This window comes from Achromobacter sp. UBA5777 (assembly GCF_002418565.1).
GTDB classification, from domain to species: Bacteria; Pseudomonadota; Gammaproteobacteria; order Burkholderiales; family Burkholderiaceae_B; genus Achromobacter; species Achromobacter animicus.
Map to the genome: position 1 here is coordinate 72,418 of NZ_DIEJ01000238.1, position 17,920 is coordinate 90,337.

Genomic DNA, 17,920 nt, shown 5'->3' on the forward strand with positions numbered 1-17,920 from the left:
CTCTAAATAGGCGTCAGGGAAGAATCAACGAGGATCCGCGCCGTGTGCAAATGCGCAACAGTGCGGCCGCGAGCGCGCCCGGAATCCGCGCGGAAACCGCAAAAATGCGTTGGTTTCTAGCGACAGAGCCTCTCTATATATAGTGCGCCCCGAAATGGCTACAGCGGCAGCCGCTGTTCGTGCTTGATCTCGCGCAGCGCCACGATGGTGCGCGTCTGCCGGATGCCCGGCATGTTGAAGAGGAACCGGTGCAGGAAGCGGTCATAGGCTTCGGGACTTTCCACGAGGATCTTCAACAGGAAGTCCGAATCCCCGGTGACCGCATAGCACTCCAGGATTTCCGGCGCATCGCGCACAGACCGCTCGAAGTGTTCAACGGTGTTGGCCGAGTGCCGCTCCAGGCTGATCTGCGCAAACATGCAGCCCAGCCCCACCTTGCTGCGGTCGACCTGGGCGCTGTAGCCCTGGATCACCCCGCTCGCCTCCATCGCCTTCACGCGCCGCCACACCGGCGCGGCGGACAGCCCCACCTTCTCGGAAAGCTGCTGCGCCGAGGCCCGGCCGTCTTCCTGCAGGGCCTTCAGGATGCCGATATCGGTCTTGTCCATTCGCTTGTCTCCTGGTTTTTTTGAAATACGAAATGTTCATTGCGAATTATAGGGATAGCACGATCCGAAAACGCAATAAACCTGATCCCTCGCGAACCTATCATGGTGCCAAATACGAGGAGCATTGACTATGGACGGTACCCCCGCCGCCGCACCCGAGCTGGACCTTGAGTATCAGCTCGCCGATAACCTGACGCGCGAGTCCGGCCGCATCTTCCTGACCGGCACGCAGGCCCTGGTGCGCATGATGCTCACGCAGCGCCGGGTGGACCGCGAGCGCGGCCTGAACACGGCCGGTTTCGTGTCGGGGTATCGCGGATCGCCGCTGGGCGGCGTGGACATGGCCATGTGGAAGGCGCAGAAGGCGCTGGACGCCAACCAGATCACCTTCCTGCCGGGCATCAACGAAGATATGGCCGCTACTGCGGTCATGGGGACGCAGCAGGCCGGTGTGCGCGACGACCGCAACGTCGATGGCGTGTTCGCCATGTGGTACGGCAAAGGCCCTGGCGTGGATCGCGCCGGCGACGCGCTGCATCACGGCAATGCCGCGGGCGCCTCGCGCAATGGCGGCGTGCTGGTGGTGGTGGGCGACGACCACACCGCCGTATCGTCCTCGATCCCGCACGCCAGCGAAGCGTCGCTGATCGGCTGGCAGATGCCCATCGTGCACCCGACGTCCATCGACGAATACGAGACCTTCGCGCTGTGGGGCTGGGCCCTGTCGCGCTATGCGGGCACGTGGGTCGCGTTCAAGGCGGTGTCCGAGACCATCGAAAGCGGCCACTCCTTCACCCCTGCCCCGATCCAGACCTACGACATGCCCGCGGATCCGGACATGCCGTCCGGATCGCTTGAATATTCGGCGCGCGACTTCCTGTCCCTGGCGGTCGAGACGCGCATGAACCAGCGCATGAAGGCGGTCGCCGCCTTCGCGCGCCGCCACAGCCTGGACAAGCTGACCTGTCCGGCGCCCAAGGCAACGGTGGGCATCGTCACCGTGGGCAAGGCGCACCTGGACACCATGGAAGCGCTGGCGCGACTTGGCGTGGATACGGTCACGGCGAACGCGCCCGTACGCATCTACAAGCCGGGTCTCACCTGGCCGATGGATGAGAGCCGCCTGCTCGAATTTGCGCGCGGCCTGTCGCACATCCTGGTCGTCGAAGAAAAAGGCGCGGTGGTCGAAAGCCAGATCAAGGACATGCTGTTCAACCTGCCCGAGCGTCCGACGGTCGTGGGCAAGAAGGGGCTGGACGGCGAGCCGATGGTGACGTCGGCCGGCCAATTGCGCCCGTCGCTGCTGGCCGCGCCGCTGGCCGGCTGGCTGTCGCGCGCCGCGGGGCTGCCCGTGAACCGCGACCTGTCGGCCTTCGAATGCCAGGCGCCGCTGTCCAACGATGCGGACGGCATGCGCCGCCGCCCCTACTTCTGCTCGGGCTGTCCGCACAGCACGTCGACCAAGGTGCCCGAGGGCAGCCAGGCGCTGTCCGGCGTGGGCTGCCACTACATGGCGGCCTGGATGGACCGCGACACGGGTGGCCTGACGCAGATGGGCGGCGAAGGCGTCGACTGGATCGGCCTGTCACGCTACACGAAGATGCCGCACATCTTCCAGAACATGGGCGAAGGCACGTACTACCATTCGGGTTACCTGGCCATCCGCCAGGCCGTCGCGGCGCGCGCCAACATCACCTACAAGATCCTGTTCAACGATGCCGTCGCGATGACGGGCGGGCAGCCGGTCGATGGCCCCATCTCGGTCCCGCAGATCTGTCAGCAGTTACGCGGCGAGAACGTGGCGCGCATCGTGGTCACCACGGACGAGCCCGAAAAGTACCAGGGCGTGGACCTGGGTCCCGGCATCAAGGTCCACCACCGCCGCGAGCTGGATGCGCTGCAGCGCGAGCTGCGCGAGATCCCTGGCGTGACCGTGCTGATCCATGACCAGACCTGCGCCGCCGAAAAACGCCGCCGCCGCAAGAAGAACCAGTTTCCGGATCCGGCGCGCCGCATGCTGATCAACAGCGCGGTGTGCGAAGGCTGCGGTGACTGCGGCGTGAAGTCGAACTGCCTGTCGGTCGTTCCGCTGGAAACGCCTTACGGCCGCAAGCGCGCGATCGATCAATCGAGCTGCAACAAGGACTATTCCTGCGCGGAGGGCTTCTGCCCCAGCTTCGTGTCCGTGATGGGCGGCAAGCCCAGAAAGAGCGCGGCGCCGAAGGCCGACCAGGAACGCCTGCAAGCCCTGATCGCCGGCTTGCCGCTGCCCGACATCCACGCGCTGGAGCATCCCTATCGCCTGCTGGTCGCCGGCATGGGCGGCACCGGGGTCATCACCATCGGCGCCATCGTGTCGATGGCCGCTCACCTGGAAGGCCTGTCTGCTGCCGTGCTGGACCTGACCGGGCTGGCGCAGAAGGGTGGCACCGTCGTCAGCCACATCCGCCTTGCCCCCGCCGGCGCGACCGCGGGCCCCGTGCGCCTGGACTGGCAGCAAGCCGACGCGGCCATCCTGTGTGATCCGGTCGCCGCCGTGGCGCCCGATTCGCTGGGCGCCCTGCGCCGCGGCCACACCAAGGTCACGGTGAACACCTACGTGGCGCCCGTCTCCGACTTCACGCGCAATCCCGATGCCGCGATGCGCCCCGAAGCGCTGCTCGCCAAGATCCGCCACGCGGCCGGCGACACGCACACCGCGGCGATCGACGCGCACGAAGCGGCCCTGGCGCTCTTCGGCGACAGCATCCTGTCGAACATGTTCATGCTGGGCTATGCCTGGCAACGCGGCGGCGTGCCGCTGTCGCAGGCTGCCATCTACCGCGCGATCGAGCTGAACGGCGTGGCGGTCGCGGCCAATCGCGCCGCCTTCGACAACGGCCGGCTCGCGGCGCATCAACCTGACGCGCTGCAAGGCGCCCTCCGCCCCCGTGCCCAGGTCGTGCAGCTCCACGTGCCCGAAACGTTCGAACGTGCCGTGGCGCGCCGTGTCGAAGACCTGACGGCTTATCAGGATGCCGCGTATGCCCGCACCTACCAGCAGGTCGTCGACGCCGTCGCGGCACACGAGCGGGAGCTGGCGCCGGACGCCAAGTCGCCCCGGCTGGCCATGGCGGTGGCGCGCGGCCTGTACAAGCTCATGGCCTACAAGGACGAATACGAAGTGGCGCGCCTCTATACCGGCGACGCGTTCAAGGCGCAGCTGGAGGGCCAGTTCGAAGGCGAGTACAGCCTGCGCTTTCACATGGCCCCGCCGATCTTCGCGCGCAAGGATCCGCGCACCGGCGTGCCGCGCAAGATGACGCTGGGTCCGCGCACGATGTCGGCACTGAAATTGCTGACGCGTCTGAAGGGCCTGCGCGGTACGTGGTTCGATCCGTTCGGCCACACGGCCGAGCGCAAGATGGAACGGGCGCTGGTTCAGGAGTACCGCCAGACCATAGACCAGCTCGTTGCAGGGTTGACCTCGGACAACCTCGCGCAAGCGGCTACAATCGCCGCCCTGGCAGAAAACATTCGCGGTTTCGGCCACGTGAAGGCCGCGAATGTCGACAAGTATCGGACCGATCTGGTCCGACTCATGCAGAGCTATACAGCACCGGCCTCACACGCCGTCCCCTTGCGGAAAACCGCATAAACAGCCGGTCTGAGTGGTCACTGACCTGGGCGCGCCTTACGGGGCGCGCCTAGTGCATTTGGTTACAATCTTTTGTGGGATTCGTCTTATCTTCTTCTTGTCCCTGTAAACCTCGATCACTAGAATTAGTGGCCAACGAGGGGTGCTACACTACATCTTGTGGTCGCCCAAGCGCGGATTCCCGCCGGCCACGCCTTACGGACTAGCCTGTCCGGACGTTGCGACCCCCATTACAAGATCCAATTTTGACCCGACATGACGCCGTCATGCCGTTATCTACGCGCTTTTACGCACAGGAGCTTCCATGCAGACTACGATCGCCTCTGTGACCCGGCCTTCGGCCGTGCCGCCCTCCCAAACCGACTCCCCCGCCGACGCCAACAACGGCAAATGGGCCAGCTACAACATCATCCGCCGCAATGGCTCGGTGGTTGGCTTTGAGCCCAGCAAGATTGCCATCGCCATGACCAAGGCCTTCCTGGCCGTCAATGGCGGCCAAGGCGCCGCATCCGCCCGTGTGCGCGAACTCGTCGAAACGCTGACCGGCCAAGCCGTCAACGCGCTGGTTCGCAACCGCCCCAACGGCGGCACCTTCCATATTGAAGACATCCAGGACCAGGTCGAACTGGCGCTGATGCGCTCTGGCGAGCATGACGTCGCGCGCGCCTATGTCCTGTACCGTGAAAAGCGCACGCAAGAACGCGCCGCCGCTGCTGCCGCCGAAGGCCAGCAGAAGGCCGCCGCCGCGCCGCAGGAACACGTGCTGAACGTCACTGACGGCGGTGTGCGCCGTCCGCTGGACGTCGCCGAACTGCGCGCGACCATCGTCGCCGCCGGCGAAGGCCTGTCTGAATTCATCGACGCCGAAGCCATCCTGAAGGAAACGGTCAAGAACCTGTACGACGGCATCCCCGTCGACGAAGTCTTCAAGTCCGCCATCCTGTCCGCGCGCGCGCTGGTCGAAAAGGATCCGGCCTACAGCCAGGTCACCGCCCGTCTGCTGCTGCACACGATCCGCAAGGAAGTGCTGGGCGAGGAAGTCTCGCAAGACGGCATGGGCGCGCGTTACGCCGAATACTTCCCCACGTTCATTGCCCGCGGCATCGAAGGCGGCCTGCTGTCGCCCGAACTGGCCAACTATGATCTGACGAAACTGGGCAAGGCGCTGAACGCCAAGCGCGACCTGCAATTCGGCTACCTCGGCCTGCAGACCCTGTACGACCGCTACTTCCTGCACATCCGCGGCACCCGCATCGAACTGCCGCAGGTCTTCTTCATGCGCGTGGCCATGGGCCTGGCGCTGCGCGAGACCGACCGCGAAACGCGCGCCATCGAGTTCTACGAGATCCTGTCCTCGTTCGACTTCATGAGCTCCACGCCGACGCTGTTCAACTCGGGCACGCTGCACTCGCAGTTGTCGTCGTGCTACCTGACCACCGTCTCCGACGACCTCGAAGGCATCTACGACGCCATCAAGGAAAACGCGCTGCTGGCCAAGTACGCCGGTGGCCTGGGCAACGACTGGACTCCTGTCCGCGCGCTGCGCAGCCACATCAAGGGCACCAACGGCGAAAGCCAGGGCGTCGTGCCGTTCCTGAAGGTCGTCAACGACACGGCCGTCGCCGTGAACCAGGGCGGCAAGCGCAAGGGTGCAGTCTGCACGTACCTCGAGTCGTGGCACCTGGACATCGAAGAATTCCTGGAACTGCGCAAGAACACCGGCGACGAACGCCGCCGCACGCACGACATGAACACGGCGAACTGGATTCCCGACCTGTTCATGAAGCGCGTCATGGAAGGCGGTGAGTGGACGCTGTTCTCGCCGTCCGACTGCCCCGACCTGCACGACAAGTACGGCCGCGCGTTCGAAGAAGCCTACGTGGGCTACGAAGCCCGCGTCGCCAGCGGCGAACTGAAGCTGTTCAAGAAGATGCCGGCGCTGACGCTGTGGCGCAAGATGCTGTCGATGCTGTTCGAAACCGGCCACCCGTGGATCACGTTCAAGGATCCGTGCAACATCCGTTCGCCGCAGCAGCACGTGGGCGTCGTCCACAGCTCGAACCTGTGCACCGAGATCACGCTGAACACCAACGAATCCGAAATCGCGGTTTGCAATCTGGGTTCCGTGAACCTGGTCGCACACATGAAGCCGGCTGCCGGCGGCGGTTTCGAACTGGACCACGACAAGATCAAGCGCACGGTCAGCATCGCCATGCGCATGCTCGACAACGTGATCGACATCAACTACTACGCCGTCGACAAGGCCCGCAATTCCAACGCGCGCCATCGTCCGGTGGGCATGGGCATCATGGGCTTCCAGGATTGCCTGCAGATGATGCGCGTGCCGTACGCATCGCAAGCCGCTGTTGAATTCGCGGACCGTTCGATGGAAGCGGTGTGCTATCACGCGTACTTCGCGTCGAGCCTGCTCGCTGAAGAACGCGGCCGCTATCAATCGTATGAAGGCTCGCTGTGGTCGCGTGGCATCTTGCCGCAAGACACGTTGAAGATGCTGCGTGACGAACGTGGTGGTCACGTTGAGGTTGATGAATCGAGCACGCTCGATTGGGATACGTTGCGCACGCGCATCAAAGAACACGGCATGCGCAACTCCAATTGCATCGCAATCGCCCCAACCGCCACTATTTCCAATATCATTGGCGTATCTGCGTGCATCGAACCCACTTTCCAGAACTTGTACGTCAAATCGAATCTCTCCGGCGAGTTCACGGTCGTTAACGATTACCTCGTGCGTGACCTGAAGAAACTCGGTCTCTGGGACGAAGTCATGGTCGCCGACCTCAAGTACTTCGACGGCAGCCTGTCCCGCATCGATCGCGTTCCTTCCGAACTCCGCGAACTCTACGCCACCGCGTTCGAAGTCGAACCGAGCTGGCTGGTTGAATGCGCGTCGCGCCGTCAGAAGTGGATCGATCAAGCCCAGTCGCTGAACATCTACATGGCCGGCGCATCGGGCAAGAAGCTGGACGACACCTACAAGCTGGCATGGACGCGTGGCCTGAAGACCACGTACTACCTGCGTACCCTTGGCGCCACCAGCGCCGAGAAGTCCACCGGACGCGGCGGCGAACTTAACGCCGTCAGCGCGGGTAATCCGTCCACTGCTTCCGCCGTTGCCGCAGCACCTGTTTTGCCGGAACCCGAAGTTCTCGGGGCGGTTTGCACCATGCGGCCGGGCGACCCCGGCTTCGAAGAGTGCGAAGCCTGCCAATAACCGCCTCCGGAGAATGAATCATGATTAATTGGGACGACGACACCACCGCCACGCAACCTGCACAACCTGCCGCGCCCGCGGCGGGCGGTCAGGCTGCCCCGGAAGTCCGGGCGGCGACCGGTGTTTTCGGCGACACCGCCATGCCCACGCCCGCCGCGCCTGAACACGCGGCCGGTCTGGCCACCAGCGGCGCCGCCACCTCGCAGCGCGTGAAGGTTGCCGACAAGCGCATCATCAATGGCCAGACCGACGTCAACCAGCTTGTGCCTTTCAAGTACAAGTGGGCGTGGGAAAAGTACCTGGCCACTTGCGCCAACCATTGGATGCCGCAAGAGATCAACATGTCGCGCGACATCGCCCTCTGGAAGAACCCGAACGGGCTCACCGAGGACGAGCGCCGCATCGTCAAGCGCAACCTCGGCTTCTTCGTGACCGCCGACTCGCTGGCCGCCAACAACATCGTGCTGGGCACCTACCGCCACATCACGGCTCCCGAATGCCGCCAGTTCCTGCTGCGCCAGGCCTTCGAGGAAGCCATCCACACGCACGCCTATCAATACATCGTCGAAAGCCTGGATCTGGACGAAGCCGAGATCTTCAACGCTTATAACGAAGTGCCGTCCATCCGGGCAAAAGACGAGTTCCTGATCCCGTTCATCGACGCGATCGCTGATCCCAACTTCAAGACGGGCACGCCCGAAGCCGACCAGACGCTGCTGAAGTCGCTGATCGTTTTCGCTTGCCTCATGGAAGGCCTGTTCTTCTACGTTGGCTTCACGCAGATCCTGGCGCTTGGCCGCCAGAACAAGATGACCGGCGCTGCCGAGCAGTACATGTACATCCTTCGCGATGAATCCATGCACTGCAACTTCGGCATCGATCTGATCAACACCGTCAAACTGGAAAATCCGCATCTCTGGACGCCGGAATTCCGCGAAGAAATCCGAGAACTCTTCCGCAAAGCGGTCGAACTCGAATACGCTTACGCCGAAGACACGATGCCGCGCGGCGTGTTGGGCTTGAACGCACCCATGTTCAAATCCTACCTGCGCTTCATCGCCAACCGTCGTTGCCAGCAGATCGGTATCGAACCTCTGTACCCCCAGGAAGAAAATCCCTTCCCGTGGATGGCGGAAATGATCGACCTTAAAAAGGAACGCAACTTTTTTGAAACTCGCGTGATCGAATACCAAACCGGTGGCACGCTGAGCTGGGAGTAACGTAGTACGCCATCAAGCCCGGCGCGGGCACGCCCTCTTCTCTTCGATGGGCGTCGCGTTCGCGACAGGCTTGATGGCAATCTCCTTGGTCAGGGTGTCTTCGAACACGTAGAACAAGCGGTCGGCGGCCTGTGGACAGGCTGCCTGCCGGCGCCATTTGAAATGGCTCGCGCCAAAGGAGCGGGGGCCATATCAAATGGCTGTGCCGAATTCATTAGCGCAAACCGTAGTAGCTGTTGCTCGCACAGAACAGCGGCATGCGCCGATGAATAGCCCGGGCACGGTCCGCCGATTGGCGGGTCGGGGCACGGGTTTAAGTTCTGGGACCCCTGAACCTAAGGAGCATGACCATGGCAACAGCCAAGAAAGCCGTCAAGAAAGCAGCGGTGAAAAAACCCGCCGCCAAGAAGGCAGCAGCAAAGAAGGCCGCTCCGGCCAAGAAAGCTGCCGTCAAGAAAGTCGCAGTGAAGAAAGTCGCAGCCGCCAAGAAGCCGGCCGTGAAGAAGGTTGCCGCCAAGAAGGCGCCGGCCGCCAAGAAGGCCGTTGCCAAGAAGGCAGTCGCCAAGAAGGCCGTAGCAAAGAAGGCTCCGGCCGCCAAGAAGGCTGTCGCCAAGAAGGCCGTTGCCAAGAAGGCAGTTGCCAAGAAAGCCGTCGCAAAGAAGGCCGTAGCCAAGAAGGCTGTCGCCAAGAAGGCGGTTGCCAAGAAGGCTGTAGCCAAGAAGGCCCCGGCCGCCAAGAAGGCTGTTGCCAAGAAGGCTGTCGCCAAGAAGGCCCCGGCCGCCAAGAAAGCCGTAGCCAAGAAGGCTGCTGCCAAGAAGGCCCCGGCCGCCAAGAAAGCGGTTGCCAAGAAGGCCGTAGCCAAGAAGGCCCCGGCTGCCAAGAAGGCTCCCGCTGCCAAGAAGGCTCCTGCTTCCAAGCCGGCTGTCGCCGCAAAGAAGCCCGCCGCCGCCAAGAAGCCCGCTGCGAAGAAGGCCGCTCCGAAGAAGCCCGCCACGCCGCCGACCACGGCTGCTGCCCCGGGCGCGAAGACCGCGCTGAACCCCGCCGCGTCGTGGCCGTTCCCGACGGGTGGCCGTCCCTAATCCGGACGCGCCGAAGCGTTAGCTTCATCAGAGCCGCCTGGTATTTACCGGGCGGCTTTTTTGTTGTCCCCGCGTCAATGCCATCCAAATGGCTGACCCTTTGCACTAGGCCTGAAGCACTAGGACCGTACGCAATTTTTACGTCTGGCCGTGCGACAATTGACTCCTCTTTTTTGGGGTGATCGCGTCCATGCTCGGTGAAATCTTCCGCTTCCTTCTCGAAATCGTGTTCACGCTGTTTGGCGCGGCACTGATTGCCCGCGCCTGGATGCACGCGATACGGCTGCATCCCTTCAACCCGCTGGCGCGCGCGATCTACGGCGCCACGAACTGGCTCGTGATGCCGCTGCGCAAGATCATTCCCGCGGGCAACAAGATCGACTGGACCAGCCTCGTGTGCGCATGGCTGTCGGCGCTGGTCTATCTGGTGCTGCTGTGGCTGGTGGCCATCGGCGCGCTGATTCCCGCCGCGCTGCTGCCCGCCGCCATGGGCTCGGCGCTCATCATGACCGCAAAGTGGGCGCTGAACCTGGTGGTCTGGCTGACGCTGATCCAGGCAGTGCTGTCGTGGGTCAACCCGATGGCGCCCATGATGCCGCTGCTGCAGTCGCTGACCGCGCCGTTGCTCGATCCCATCCGCCGCATCCTGCCGCGCACCTCGATCGACTTCTCGCCGCTGATCCTGTTGGTGGCCGCGCAGATCCTCTTGATGGTCCTGGCTCGCCTGAGCTACGGCATGATGGGCGTGTAATCGCCCGCCGCACCATTGCTTTGCACAGCGCCCCCAGCAGCGGGGCGCTGGTCCATCCGGCCGGCGGCGTCTTGCGCTAGACCGGAATGGCGCTGTAGATCTCGATCAGCTTCTTGCGATCGATCTTGTGGTTGTTCGACATGGGCAGCGCCGGGCAGGCAACCAGCTCTGAGGGCACCATGTACGGCGGCAGGCGCTCGGCCAGCCGCTCCTTCCAGCCAGACAACGCCTCCGGCGCAAGTAGCGACGCTTCCTTTACCGCCCCCTCCAATCCCGTCACGAAGCCGATCAACCGCACCGCGGTGCCATCGGGTCGGCGTAGCACCGCGCAGGCGCTACCCTCGACGCCCGGCAGACCATGCAGCGCCTCGTCGATCTCCGCCAGCTCGATACGGTAGCCGTTGAGCTTGATCTGATCGTCCATCCGGCCGCGGCAGAACAGCAACCCGCCCTCCTCCATCAGACCCAGGTCGCCCGTGCGGAACGCGCGGCGGCCATCGTCGTAGGTGTAGAGCTTGGCCGCGTTCAGGTCGGCGCGGTTCAGATAGCCGCGCATGACGTGGTCGCCCACGATGCAGATCTCGCCCTCGTCCACCAGCAGCACGCTATCCGGCTTGGCATGCCCGACCGGCAGCGGATCGTGCGCCGCCAGCACGGCGTCGGTAACTTCGATCCAGGTGGTGGCCACCGTGGCTTCGGTCGGACCGTAGGTGTTCAGGATAGACGCGTCGGGAAAGCGCTGACGCAATTTCTTGGCCAGCGCCGCCGGCAGGGGCTCGCCGCAGAAGAGGAACGTGCGCAGGGTCGGCAGCGTGGCGGGCGAGAAGTCGCGGTTGGCCAATTGCTGATGGGCGAACGACGGCGTGGACACCCATACCGTGATGCCGTGGCCGGCCAGCCGTTCCATCCACGGGCCGGGCGCGGCGATCTGTTCGCGCGCGTTGAGCACGCAGCTGCCGCCGGACGCCAGCGTGGCAAAGACCTCGTACATCGACAGGTCGAAACTGAACGGCGCCTGGTTCATGAAGACGGGCGCCTCGCCCAGGCCAAAGCTGCCCAGCATCCAGTCGCCGAGCAGGCCGACGCTTTCGCGGCCGATCTGCACGCCCTTCGGATCGCCCGTGCTGCCCGACGTGAACATCACGTAGGCTAGGCCACGCTCTTGCAGCACTTCGCCCTCGCCCGCCGTGAAGGTGCCGGCCGCGGCGTCGAAGACGGCGGCGGCGCGCACGATCTCGACGATGCGGCGCAGGCGCTCAGCAGGATAGATGGTATCCACCGGCACGAACGGCGCGCCGATGAGCAGCGCGCCGACCATGGCGACGAAGAACGCGGCTTCCTTGTGACCGTAGATGGCCACCGGCACGTCGGGCGCCACGCCGTGCTGGCGGGCGGCGTCGGCCCAGGCCTCGGCCTCGGTGCGCAACTGCGCCCAGGTCAGGCTGCGGTCGGCGGCGGCGACGGCCAGCGCGTCGGGCGTGCGTTCGTCGTCGGCGAACTGGAAGGACTTCAAGTCGAAACGCATGCCGAAGCTCCCGGCGTCAGATGGGACTGCGGCCGCTGAACACGTACAGCGCCAGCGCGGCCAGAATCAGAGTGAGCACGCGCCCCAGAAAGCGCATGACGGGCTTGGCCAGCAGCGCCTGCAGACCGGGCCGCGTGCGCGCGGCGTTAATCAGCAGGTTGTGGCCCACCGAGTACGCGCCAAACATCAGGCCGCTGACGATGTAATGCAGCGACAGGCCGTTCCACACACCCATCGCCAGCAGCGTCGCGAAGATGCCGATGTTCTGCGCCGCAAGGCGATGGCGGCCGAAGAAGCTGGTCTTGCTCAACGCCTTGTAGATCGGCATGAACACGACGTCGCGCAGCCATTCGGACAGGCTGATGTGCCAGCGCCGCCAGAAATCCTGCGGGTTCAGCGTGGCCAGCGGATTGCGGAAGTTGATCGGCAGCGTGAAACCGAACAGCATGCCGATCCCGATCGCCATGGTCGAGTAGCCGGCAAAGTCGAAGAACAGGTAGGCGCTGTAGAGCGAGGCATTCAGCGCCACGCCCGTGAACGAATAGTCGTGAGCGTCCAGCGTGGCCAGCCCGTAACGCCAGATGAGCTCGGCGAGGCCAAACTTCTGGATCACGCCCACCATGATGAGTTCCAGCCCGGTCAGCCAGGTGTTCAGGTTGACGCCTTCATAGCCGCGCTTCAGATCGGCCTGGAAGGCGCGCCAGCGGTACATGGGACCGGCCAGCAGCGTCAGCGGGAAGAACAGGTAGATGAAGTAATCCAGCGGCGAGACGCGCTCGTTGCGGGGCGCGAACAGCAGCACGTCGATGGCGCGGAAGGTGGCGAAGGACAACCCGAGCATGGCGCCCAGATGCGATACGCCGGTCTTGACCAGCAGCAACGGCGTCATCGTGATGATCACCGCCAGCCAGGTCGGGATATAGTTGCGGCGCATGGCCCACAGCGCGGCGCCGGAGATGGCGAAGAGCGCAATGGGTTGGTACGGCCGTGCCCAGAACACCGCCATCCAGACGCCCAGGCAGATGACGCCGATGATGTGGCGATAGCCGATGCGCAGGGGCATGCCGGACGACCGGTAGGCGACCAGGCCGAGGCCGCCGAACAGGGCGCCGCCGAAGAAGCTCAAGCTTGCGAAGAGTTCCATGGTGCGCTCAGAACTGCTGGTATTGGAATTCGACCTTGATCGGTCCGCCGCTGCCCGTCGTGGGCTGCGCCTGCAGCACGAACACGAGGATCACGCCCACGTACAGGCACAGGTGCCAGAAGAAGCGGCGCGCCCAGGCCACGCCCGCATTGCGGGCTTCGTCTTTACGAAAGAATTTCATCGGGAAAAGTACTCCGCAATGCCTTGATCGGCCATGGCCCAGCCAAGTTCGGCCAGGTGCATGTCATCGCGCAGCATGCCCGGCTCGAAAGGAATGCTGTAAAGATCCAGGCACCCCATCTGATAACGCGTGCACATGCCGGTGATGGCGGCCACCACGGGATCGAACCGTTCGACGTCCAGGATCAGCTTGGGATTGAAGGGCTGGATGACGAAGTACGCCTTGACCTTGCGCTTTTGCAGCAGCGCCATCACACGTGAGAGGTCGCCCAGCTCGGTGCGGGTGATGGGATCGACGTCCGCGAATTCATTGCGCGCGGGCGAGTACAGCGGCGCGAGGTACTGCTGGTAGTAGTCGTCGCGCACATCGTAGGGGTTGTTGCCGCCCAGGTTGTGTTCGACGACGCGCGCCTCGTGCGTGATCCGCGACCACTGCCCGGCATTCAAGCGGGCGGACATCGGCCAGGACACGTAGCGGTGCGCGGGCACGGACAGCTTGGTGCGCGGCTTGTCGGGCGCCGGTTCCTGGCGCGCATGCCACCAAAGCGCCAGCTTATCCTTCAGCTCGGACACCTGACCATTGGCGATGAGCCACAGCAACCCCCAGTTCGCGTTGTCGCTGATCCAGTTCTGCATCTGCTCGCGCGTACTGGGCTGGTCCCACAACCGGTCCCAGACCGGCCCCGTGACGTGCTCGGCAAACGCGCTGCGCGGCAACTGCCCGCCCGAGGCGAACCAGGCCGGCGACAGCATGATGACCAGGCGCGTGTTGGGCGTGAGCGAATCAGATACCGATTCCAGCACGCTGACGATGCCATACGACTGGAACATCGCATGGCCGTACGCGAGCGTCGGCACCTTGAGCTCTTCGGGGAAGAAGCGGTAGGGAACGAAGCGCAGGTCGTGGCTGGACAGCTCGGAAGAGCCCAGCACCACCAGCGTGCCGTCGCTGAGTGCATTGCCCAGACGATTCAGGTTGACGTGCTGCGTGCCCCAATCTGGCCCCAGATTGGGCAGGTAGTTGCTCTTGTCGGCCGCGATGGCCGAGGGCGATGACGACGGATTGACGACGCGGCTGAGCAGATCGTCCGCCCCGCAATACGCCCCTACCGCCAACGCCACCGCCGTCGCAGCCGCCGCGACGTGCGACAGGAACCGGGTATTACGAAGTATGGGCAGCGACATAGCCGGCAAGCACGCGGACCGACTGAAGGTGCTCTGCGATTTCGGGAGCCGGGATGCTGCAGCCGTACTCGGACTCGACCGCCAGCGTGATGTCCACGGCGGCGAGCGAATCGACCAAGCCGGTGGCAATCAGTTGCGTGTCGGGGGTGACTTTCTTCATGACGATCGACTCGACGATCTCGCCGATCTTGGTGTGGAGTTCTTGCTCGGTATGCATAGGTATTGCAGCGTAACGTTGCCTGTTCGGCAAACCATCCCCCGCCCCGGGATTCAGGCGACGAGGATACAGAAAATAGCTGAAACCAAACTGAAAAATTCCAGCCAGCAAGCGGGGCTTCCGGAAGCACGTGGTTACATTAAATCCGGACTGCCGCGACGTCGCAATCATTGCACTTCGGCCGTCGAATCGCCATGAAACTTATGGAGTAAATGGCGAGAAAAGGCTCGGAAAGGTAACGTTCGCGGGTAAATCCCGGGGGGCTGCGTTGCGGCCGAGCGACAAAAAAAGCCCGCTTGCGCGGGCTTTTTTGATGCGGCTGGGCCGATTACATCGGCGTGACGCGGGTCGGACCGGCGCCACTGATCACCTGAACGCGCTGGCCCACGCTGATGGGCACGTCGGCTTCCTGGGCGACCACACGGGTCTCGCCGTTATCCAGGCGCACCGTGATTTCCAGGCCGGAATTCTTCTGTGCGCGGTTTTCGACGGCATTGCCGGCCAGCGCACCAAGGATGACGCCGCCGACAGTGGCGATGGTGCGGCCCGTGCCGCCACCGATCGCGTTGCCGGCCACGCCGCCCAACGCACCGCCGGCCACCATGCCGACGCCGCTGGACTTGTCGTTCTGGATGACGATCGGACGCACGCCGGTGACCGTTCCGTTACGGACGATCTGTTCGCGCTGCGCTTGATCGTAGCTGTATACGCCGCTGGAGGCGCTGGGGTTTGCGCAACCGCCAAGTACTGCCATCGATGTCACCACTGCCGCGACAGCCAGCCAACGGCCGGCACGCGGCGTCACCAGGGAAAAAGACTTTATATGATTCATTTGGACTCCTCATTCGGGCACGACCGACGGTGACTGATAATACTCCGCCCGCAACGCCCGGCAAGCGCACCCGCAACAGACTGAAACGCTCCGCCAGAAGCTGCAAACTCAGGCGCGAAACAACGGGCTACAGCCCGTTGCCATTGAATATGCGCTGACGTTCGACCTGTGTACGGGGTGTCGGTTCCCGGGAAGTCCTGGCCGATCAGGCGGGCAGATGGATGCCGTACGTGGCGTGCAGCACGGCGTCGATTTCGGCACGCGTCGGCACATGGTTCTGCGGGCCGCGCGACGCGATCTTGATGGCGCCCATGACATTGCCCAGGCGGCAGCTGTCTTCCCAGCTCCAGCCGCTGGTCAGGCCGTACAGCAGACCACCGCGCTGCGCATCGCCGCAGCCGGTGGGATCCACCACCTGCGAGGCGCGCACGGGTTCGATCTGGATGGTCTTGCCTTCGGTGTGCAGGGTCGCGCCTTCGGCGCCACGCGTCACGACCACGGCCTGCAGCGTGCGCGCAATGTCCGCGACGCTGCGGCCGGTGCGTTGCTCGACCACGCCGGCTTCGTAGTCGTTGACCGTGAGGGCCTGCGCCAGCTTGAGCATGCGCTCGAGGTCTGCGCCGTCAAACAGCGGCATGGCCTGGCCCAGGTCGAAGATGAAGGGGATCCCGCGCTTGTGCAGGCGTTCGGCGTGGGCAAACATGCCTTCCTTCGCGTCCGGCGCAACGATGGCCCAGGCGGCGTCGGCGTCGCTCAGGTCGTTTTGCGCGGCAAACGACATGGCGCCCGGGTGGAAGGCGGTGATCTGGTTGTCGTCCAGGTCGGTCGTGATGAAGCACTGTGCGGTGAACGTGTCGGGAATGACCTTGACGCGGCTGACGTCGATGCCCAGGCCCGACAGCCGCTGCATGTATTCGCCGGCGTCTTCGCCGATGGTGGCCACCGGCACCGGCGCGCCCCCCAGCAGGTTCATGTTGTAGGCGATGTTGCCCGAGCAGCCGCCAAATTCCTTGCGCATGCTCGGCACCAGGAACGACACGCTCAGCGACTGGATGCGGTCGGCAAGAATGTGCTCCTTGAAGCGGCCTTCAAACACCGCGATGGTGTCGAATGCCATCGAACCGCAGACCAGAACAGGAGTTGCCATGCTTGTCATCCTTTACGGGAAAAACTTGTCGAGTTGGTAGCCATTGACCTGAACGCCGGTCACTTCAATGGGGACTGAAATCTTCAATGCACCCTGGGGACCGAACGGTCCCTTCAACTGCTCGGGCGTGAGGTAATTCTCGGGCATCAGCACCTTGCGCACGACCACCGTGTCGGACAGGTCGTTCAGTTCAAGCACCAGCGCCGGCCAATGCTGCGGCTTGTCGTAGCGGTTGTGCAGCATCACGGTCAGCACCAGACGGGTGCGGCCGTCGTCGATGGCGGCGGCGCCCGTGGGCGGCTGCAACGACGACGACGAGATGCTGATGAGATCGCGGCGGCGCGCGTAGCCGACCGTGCAATCGAGCGGCTTGCAGGCGGCCTCCAGGACCGGGCGCAGCGCCGGCACGGAATTGGCGATGTCCGTGCGGTATGCGTAGAGCAGTTGCAAGCCAAGCACGATCAGGCCGATAAGGCAGGCGTAGGTCCACAGCTTGCGCACCAGACCGCTGCGCTCGATCCGGTCCTGGTCCAGGAACTCGGGCGGCGCACGGCCCACATCGGTGGCGCTGGAATAACGCGTGCGCGTGTCACCCAGCACCGGTTCGTGGGCGGCGCGATCGAGGTCGTCTTCGTCCTCGTATTCGTCGTCGCGCTCGATGTCGCGGACATCGTCGCGATGCTGGTCGCGAAAATCGTCGGTGATGTCGTGGCGAGGATCTTGGCGGGGGCCTTGGCGCGGGTCGTGGCGCACATCAGGGCGCACATCAGGGCGCGGATCACTGCGCACGTCGCTGCGCGGCTGCCCTGCGCGCTGGTCAAACGTTGGCTCGCCGGACCGGCTGGCGACGATGGGTTCGTTGCGAAACACGGGGGCCCGAGGCGCGGGCGCGGTGCGGGGCGGCTCCGGCTCGCGCAGGAATGGTTCGCCGTCATCGTCGAGGTAGTCGTCGTCTTCGGCGTGGTCATCCGGCATGGCCGCTTCCGGCTCGGCGCGCTTGCGGATGTCGTCGCGGCCGCGCAGCACGGCGGGCGGAATCGAAGGCGCCGGCGGAATCGAAGGCGCGGGCGGCGCCTCGGGCTCGTCCTCCCAAGGCAGAACCAAACGCGGCTCAACCGGTGCGGCAGGCGTTGCGCGCGGCGGCACGATGGCGGGCG

General features: G+C 64.2%; 14 protein-coding genes. 5 read left to right on the forward strand and 9 right to left on the reverse strand.

Translation table 11 applies throughout. The annotated features are described in order from the left end of the window. Positions 1–158: 158 nt before the first annotated feature. Complete coding sequence (locus B3446_RS19875; protein WP_175126229.1) at positions 159–608, reverse strand: Lrp/AsnC family transcriptional regulator; 450 nt, start codon at positions 606–608, stop codon at positions 159–161. 130 nt (positions 609–738) lie between these two features. Between B3446_RS19875 and B3446_RS19880 the strand changes: the two genes are divergently transcribed. From B3446_RS19880 to B3446_RS19900, 5 genes are all read left to right on the forward strand, one after another. Further along, positions 739–4,245, forward strand: a complete 3,507-nt coding sequence (locus B3446_RS19880) for an indolepyruvate ferredoxin oxidoreductase family protein (protein WP_291384339.1) — start codon at positions 739–741, stop codon at positions 4,243–4,245. Between the two features lie 304 nt (positions 4,246–4,549). Beyond that, positions 4,550–7,480 carry a ribonucleoside-diphosphate reductase subunit alpha gene (locus B3446_RS19885; RefSeq protein WP_191578208.1) on the forward strand — a complete coding sequence of 977 codons (2,931 nt, stop codon included), beginning with the start codon at positions 4,550–4,552 and terminating at the stop codon, positions 7,478–7,480. Between the two features lie 20 nt (positions 7,481–7,500). Next, on the forward strand, positions 7,501–8,700 hold the full coding sequence (locus B3446_RS19890; protein WP_191578209.1) for a ribonucleotide-diphosphate reductase subunit beta: 1,200 nt from the start codon (positions 7,501–7,503) through the stop codon (positions 8,698–8,700). A gap of 350 nt (positions 8,701–9,050) precedes the next feature. Further along, on the forward strand, positions 9,051–9,782 hold the full coding sequence (locus B3446_RS19895; protein ID WP_286939723.1) for a histone H1-like DNA-binding protein: 732 nt from the start codon (positions 9,051–9,053) through the stop codon (positions 9,780–9,782). Positions 9,783–9,972: 190 nt separating this feature from the next. Next, positions 9,973–10,533, forward strand: a complete 561-nt coding sequence (locus B3446_RS19900) for a YggT family protein (RefSeq protein ID WP_056566878.1) — start codon at positions 9,973–9,975, stop codon at positions 10,531–10,533. A 76-nt stretch (positions 10,534–10,609) separates the two neighbouring features. On the opposite strand, the gene B3446_RS19905 is transcribed toward B3446_RS19900, so the two are convergent. From B3446_RS19905 to B3446_RS19940, 8 genes are all read right to left on the reverse strand, one after another. Beyond that, positions 10,610–12,058, reverse strand: coding sequence for a D-alanine--poly(phosphoribitol) ligase (locus tag B3446_RS19905; protein ID WP_291384344.1), 1,449 nt, complete (start codon positions 12,056–12,058; stop codon positions 10,610–10,612). 16 nt (positions 12,059–12,074) lie between these two features. Next, positions 12,075–13,202: an MBOAT family O-acyltransferase gene (locus B3446_RS19910; protein ID WP_175126234.1), complete on the reverse strand. Its 1,128-nt coding sequence runs from the start codon at positions 13,200–13,202 to the stop codon at positions 12,075–12,077. A 7-nt stretch (positions 13,203–13,209) separates the two neighbouring features. Next, entirely contained in the window at positions 13,210–13,383 is a 174-nt protein-coding gene (locus B3446_RS19915; protein WP_191578213.1) for a hypothetical protein, read from the reverse strand. Continuing rightward, positions 13,380–14,567, reverse strand: coding sequence for a D-alanyl-lipoteichoic acid biosynthesis protein DltD (locus B3446_RS19920; RefSeq protein ID WP_175126236.1), 1,188 nt, complete (start codon positions 14,565–14,567; stop codon positions 13,380–13,382). The genes B3446_RS19915 and B3446_RS19920 overlap by 4 nt, the downstream gene beginning before the upstream one ends. Next, positions 14,545–14,784, reverse strand: a complete 240-nt coding sequence (locus tag B3446_RS19925; protein WP_008159625.1) for an acyl carrier protein — start codon at positions 14,782–14,784, stop codon at positions 14,545–14,547. The genes B3446_RS19920 and B3446_RS19925 overlap by 23 nt, the downstream gene beginning before the upstream one ends. A gap of 328 nt (positions 14,785–15,112) precedes the next feature. Next, on the reverse strand, positions 15,113–15,616 hold the full coding sequence (locus B3446_RS19930) for a glycine zipper 2TM domain-containing protein (RefSeq protein WP_279974948.1): 504 nt from the start codon (positions 15,614–15,616) through the stop codon (positions 15,113–15,115). 205 nt (positions 15,617–15,821) lie between these two features. After that, positions 15,822–16,763 (reverse strand): carbohydrate kinase family protein, encoded by a 942-nt coding sequence (locus B3446_RS19935; RefSeq protein ID WP_175126238.1) that lies wholly within the window; start codon positions 16,761–16,763, stop codon positions 15,822–15,824. 12 nt (positions 16,764–16,775) lie between these two features. After that, positions 16,776–17,920: DUF3426 domain-containing protein (locus B3446_RS19940; RefSeq protein WP_409558263.1), on the reverse strand; the 1,145-nt coding region annotated here is incomplete at its 5' end.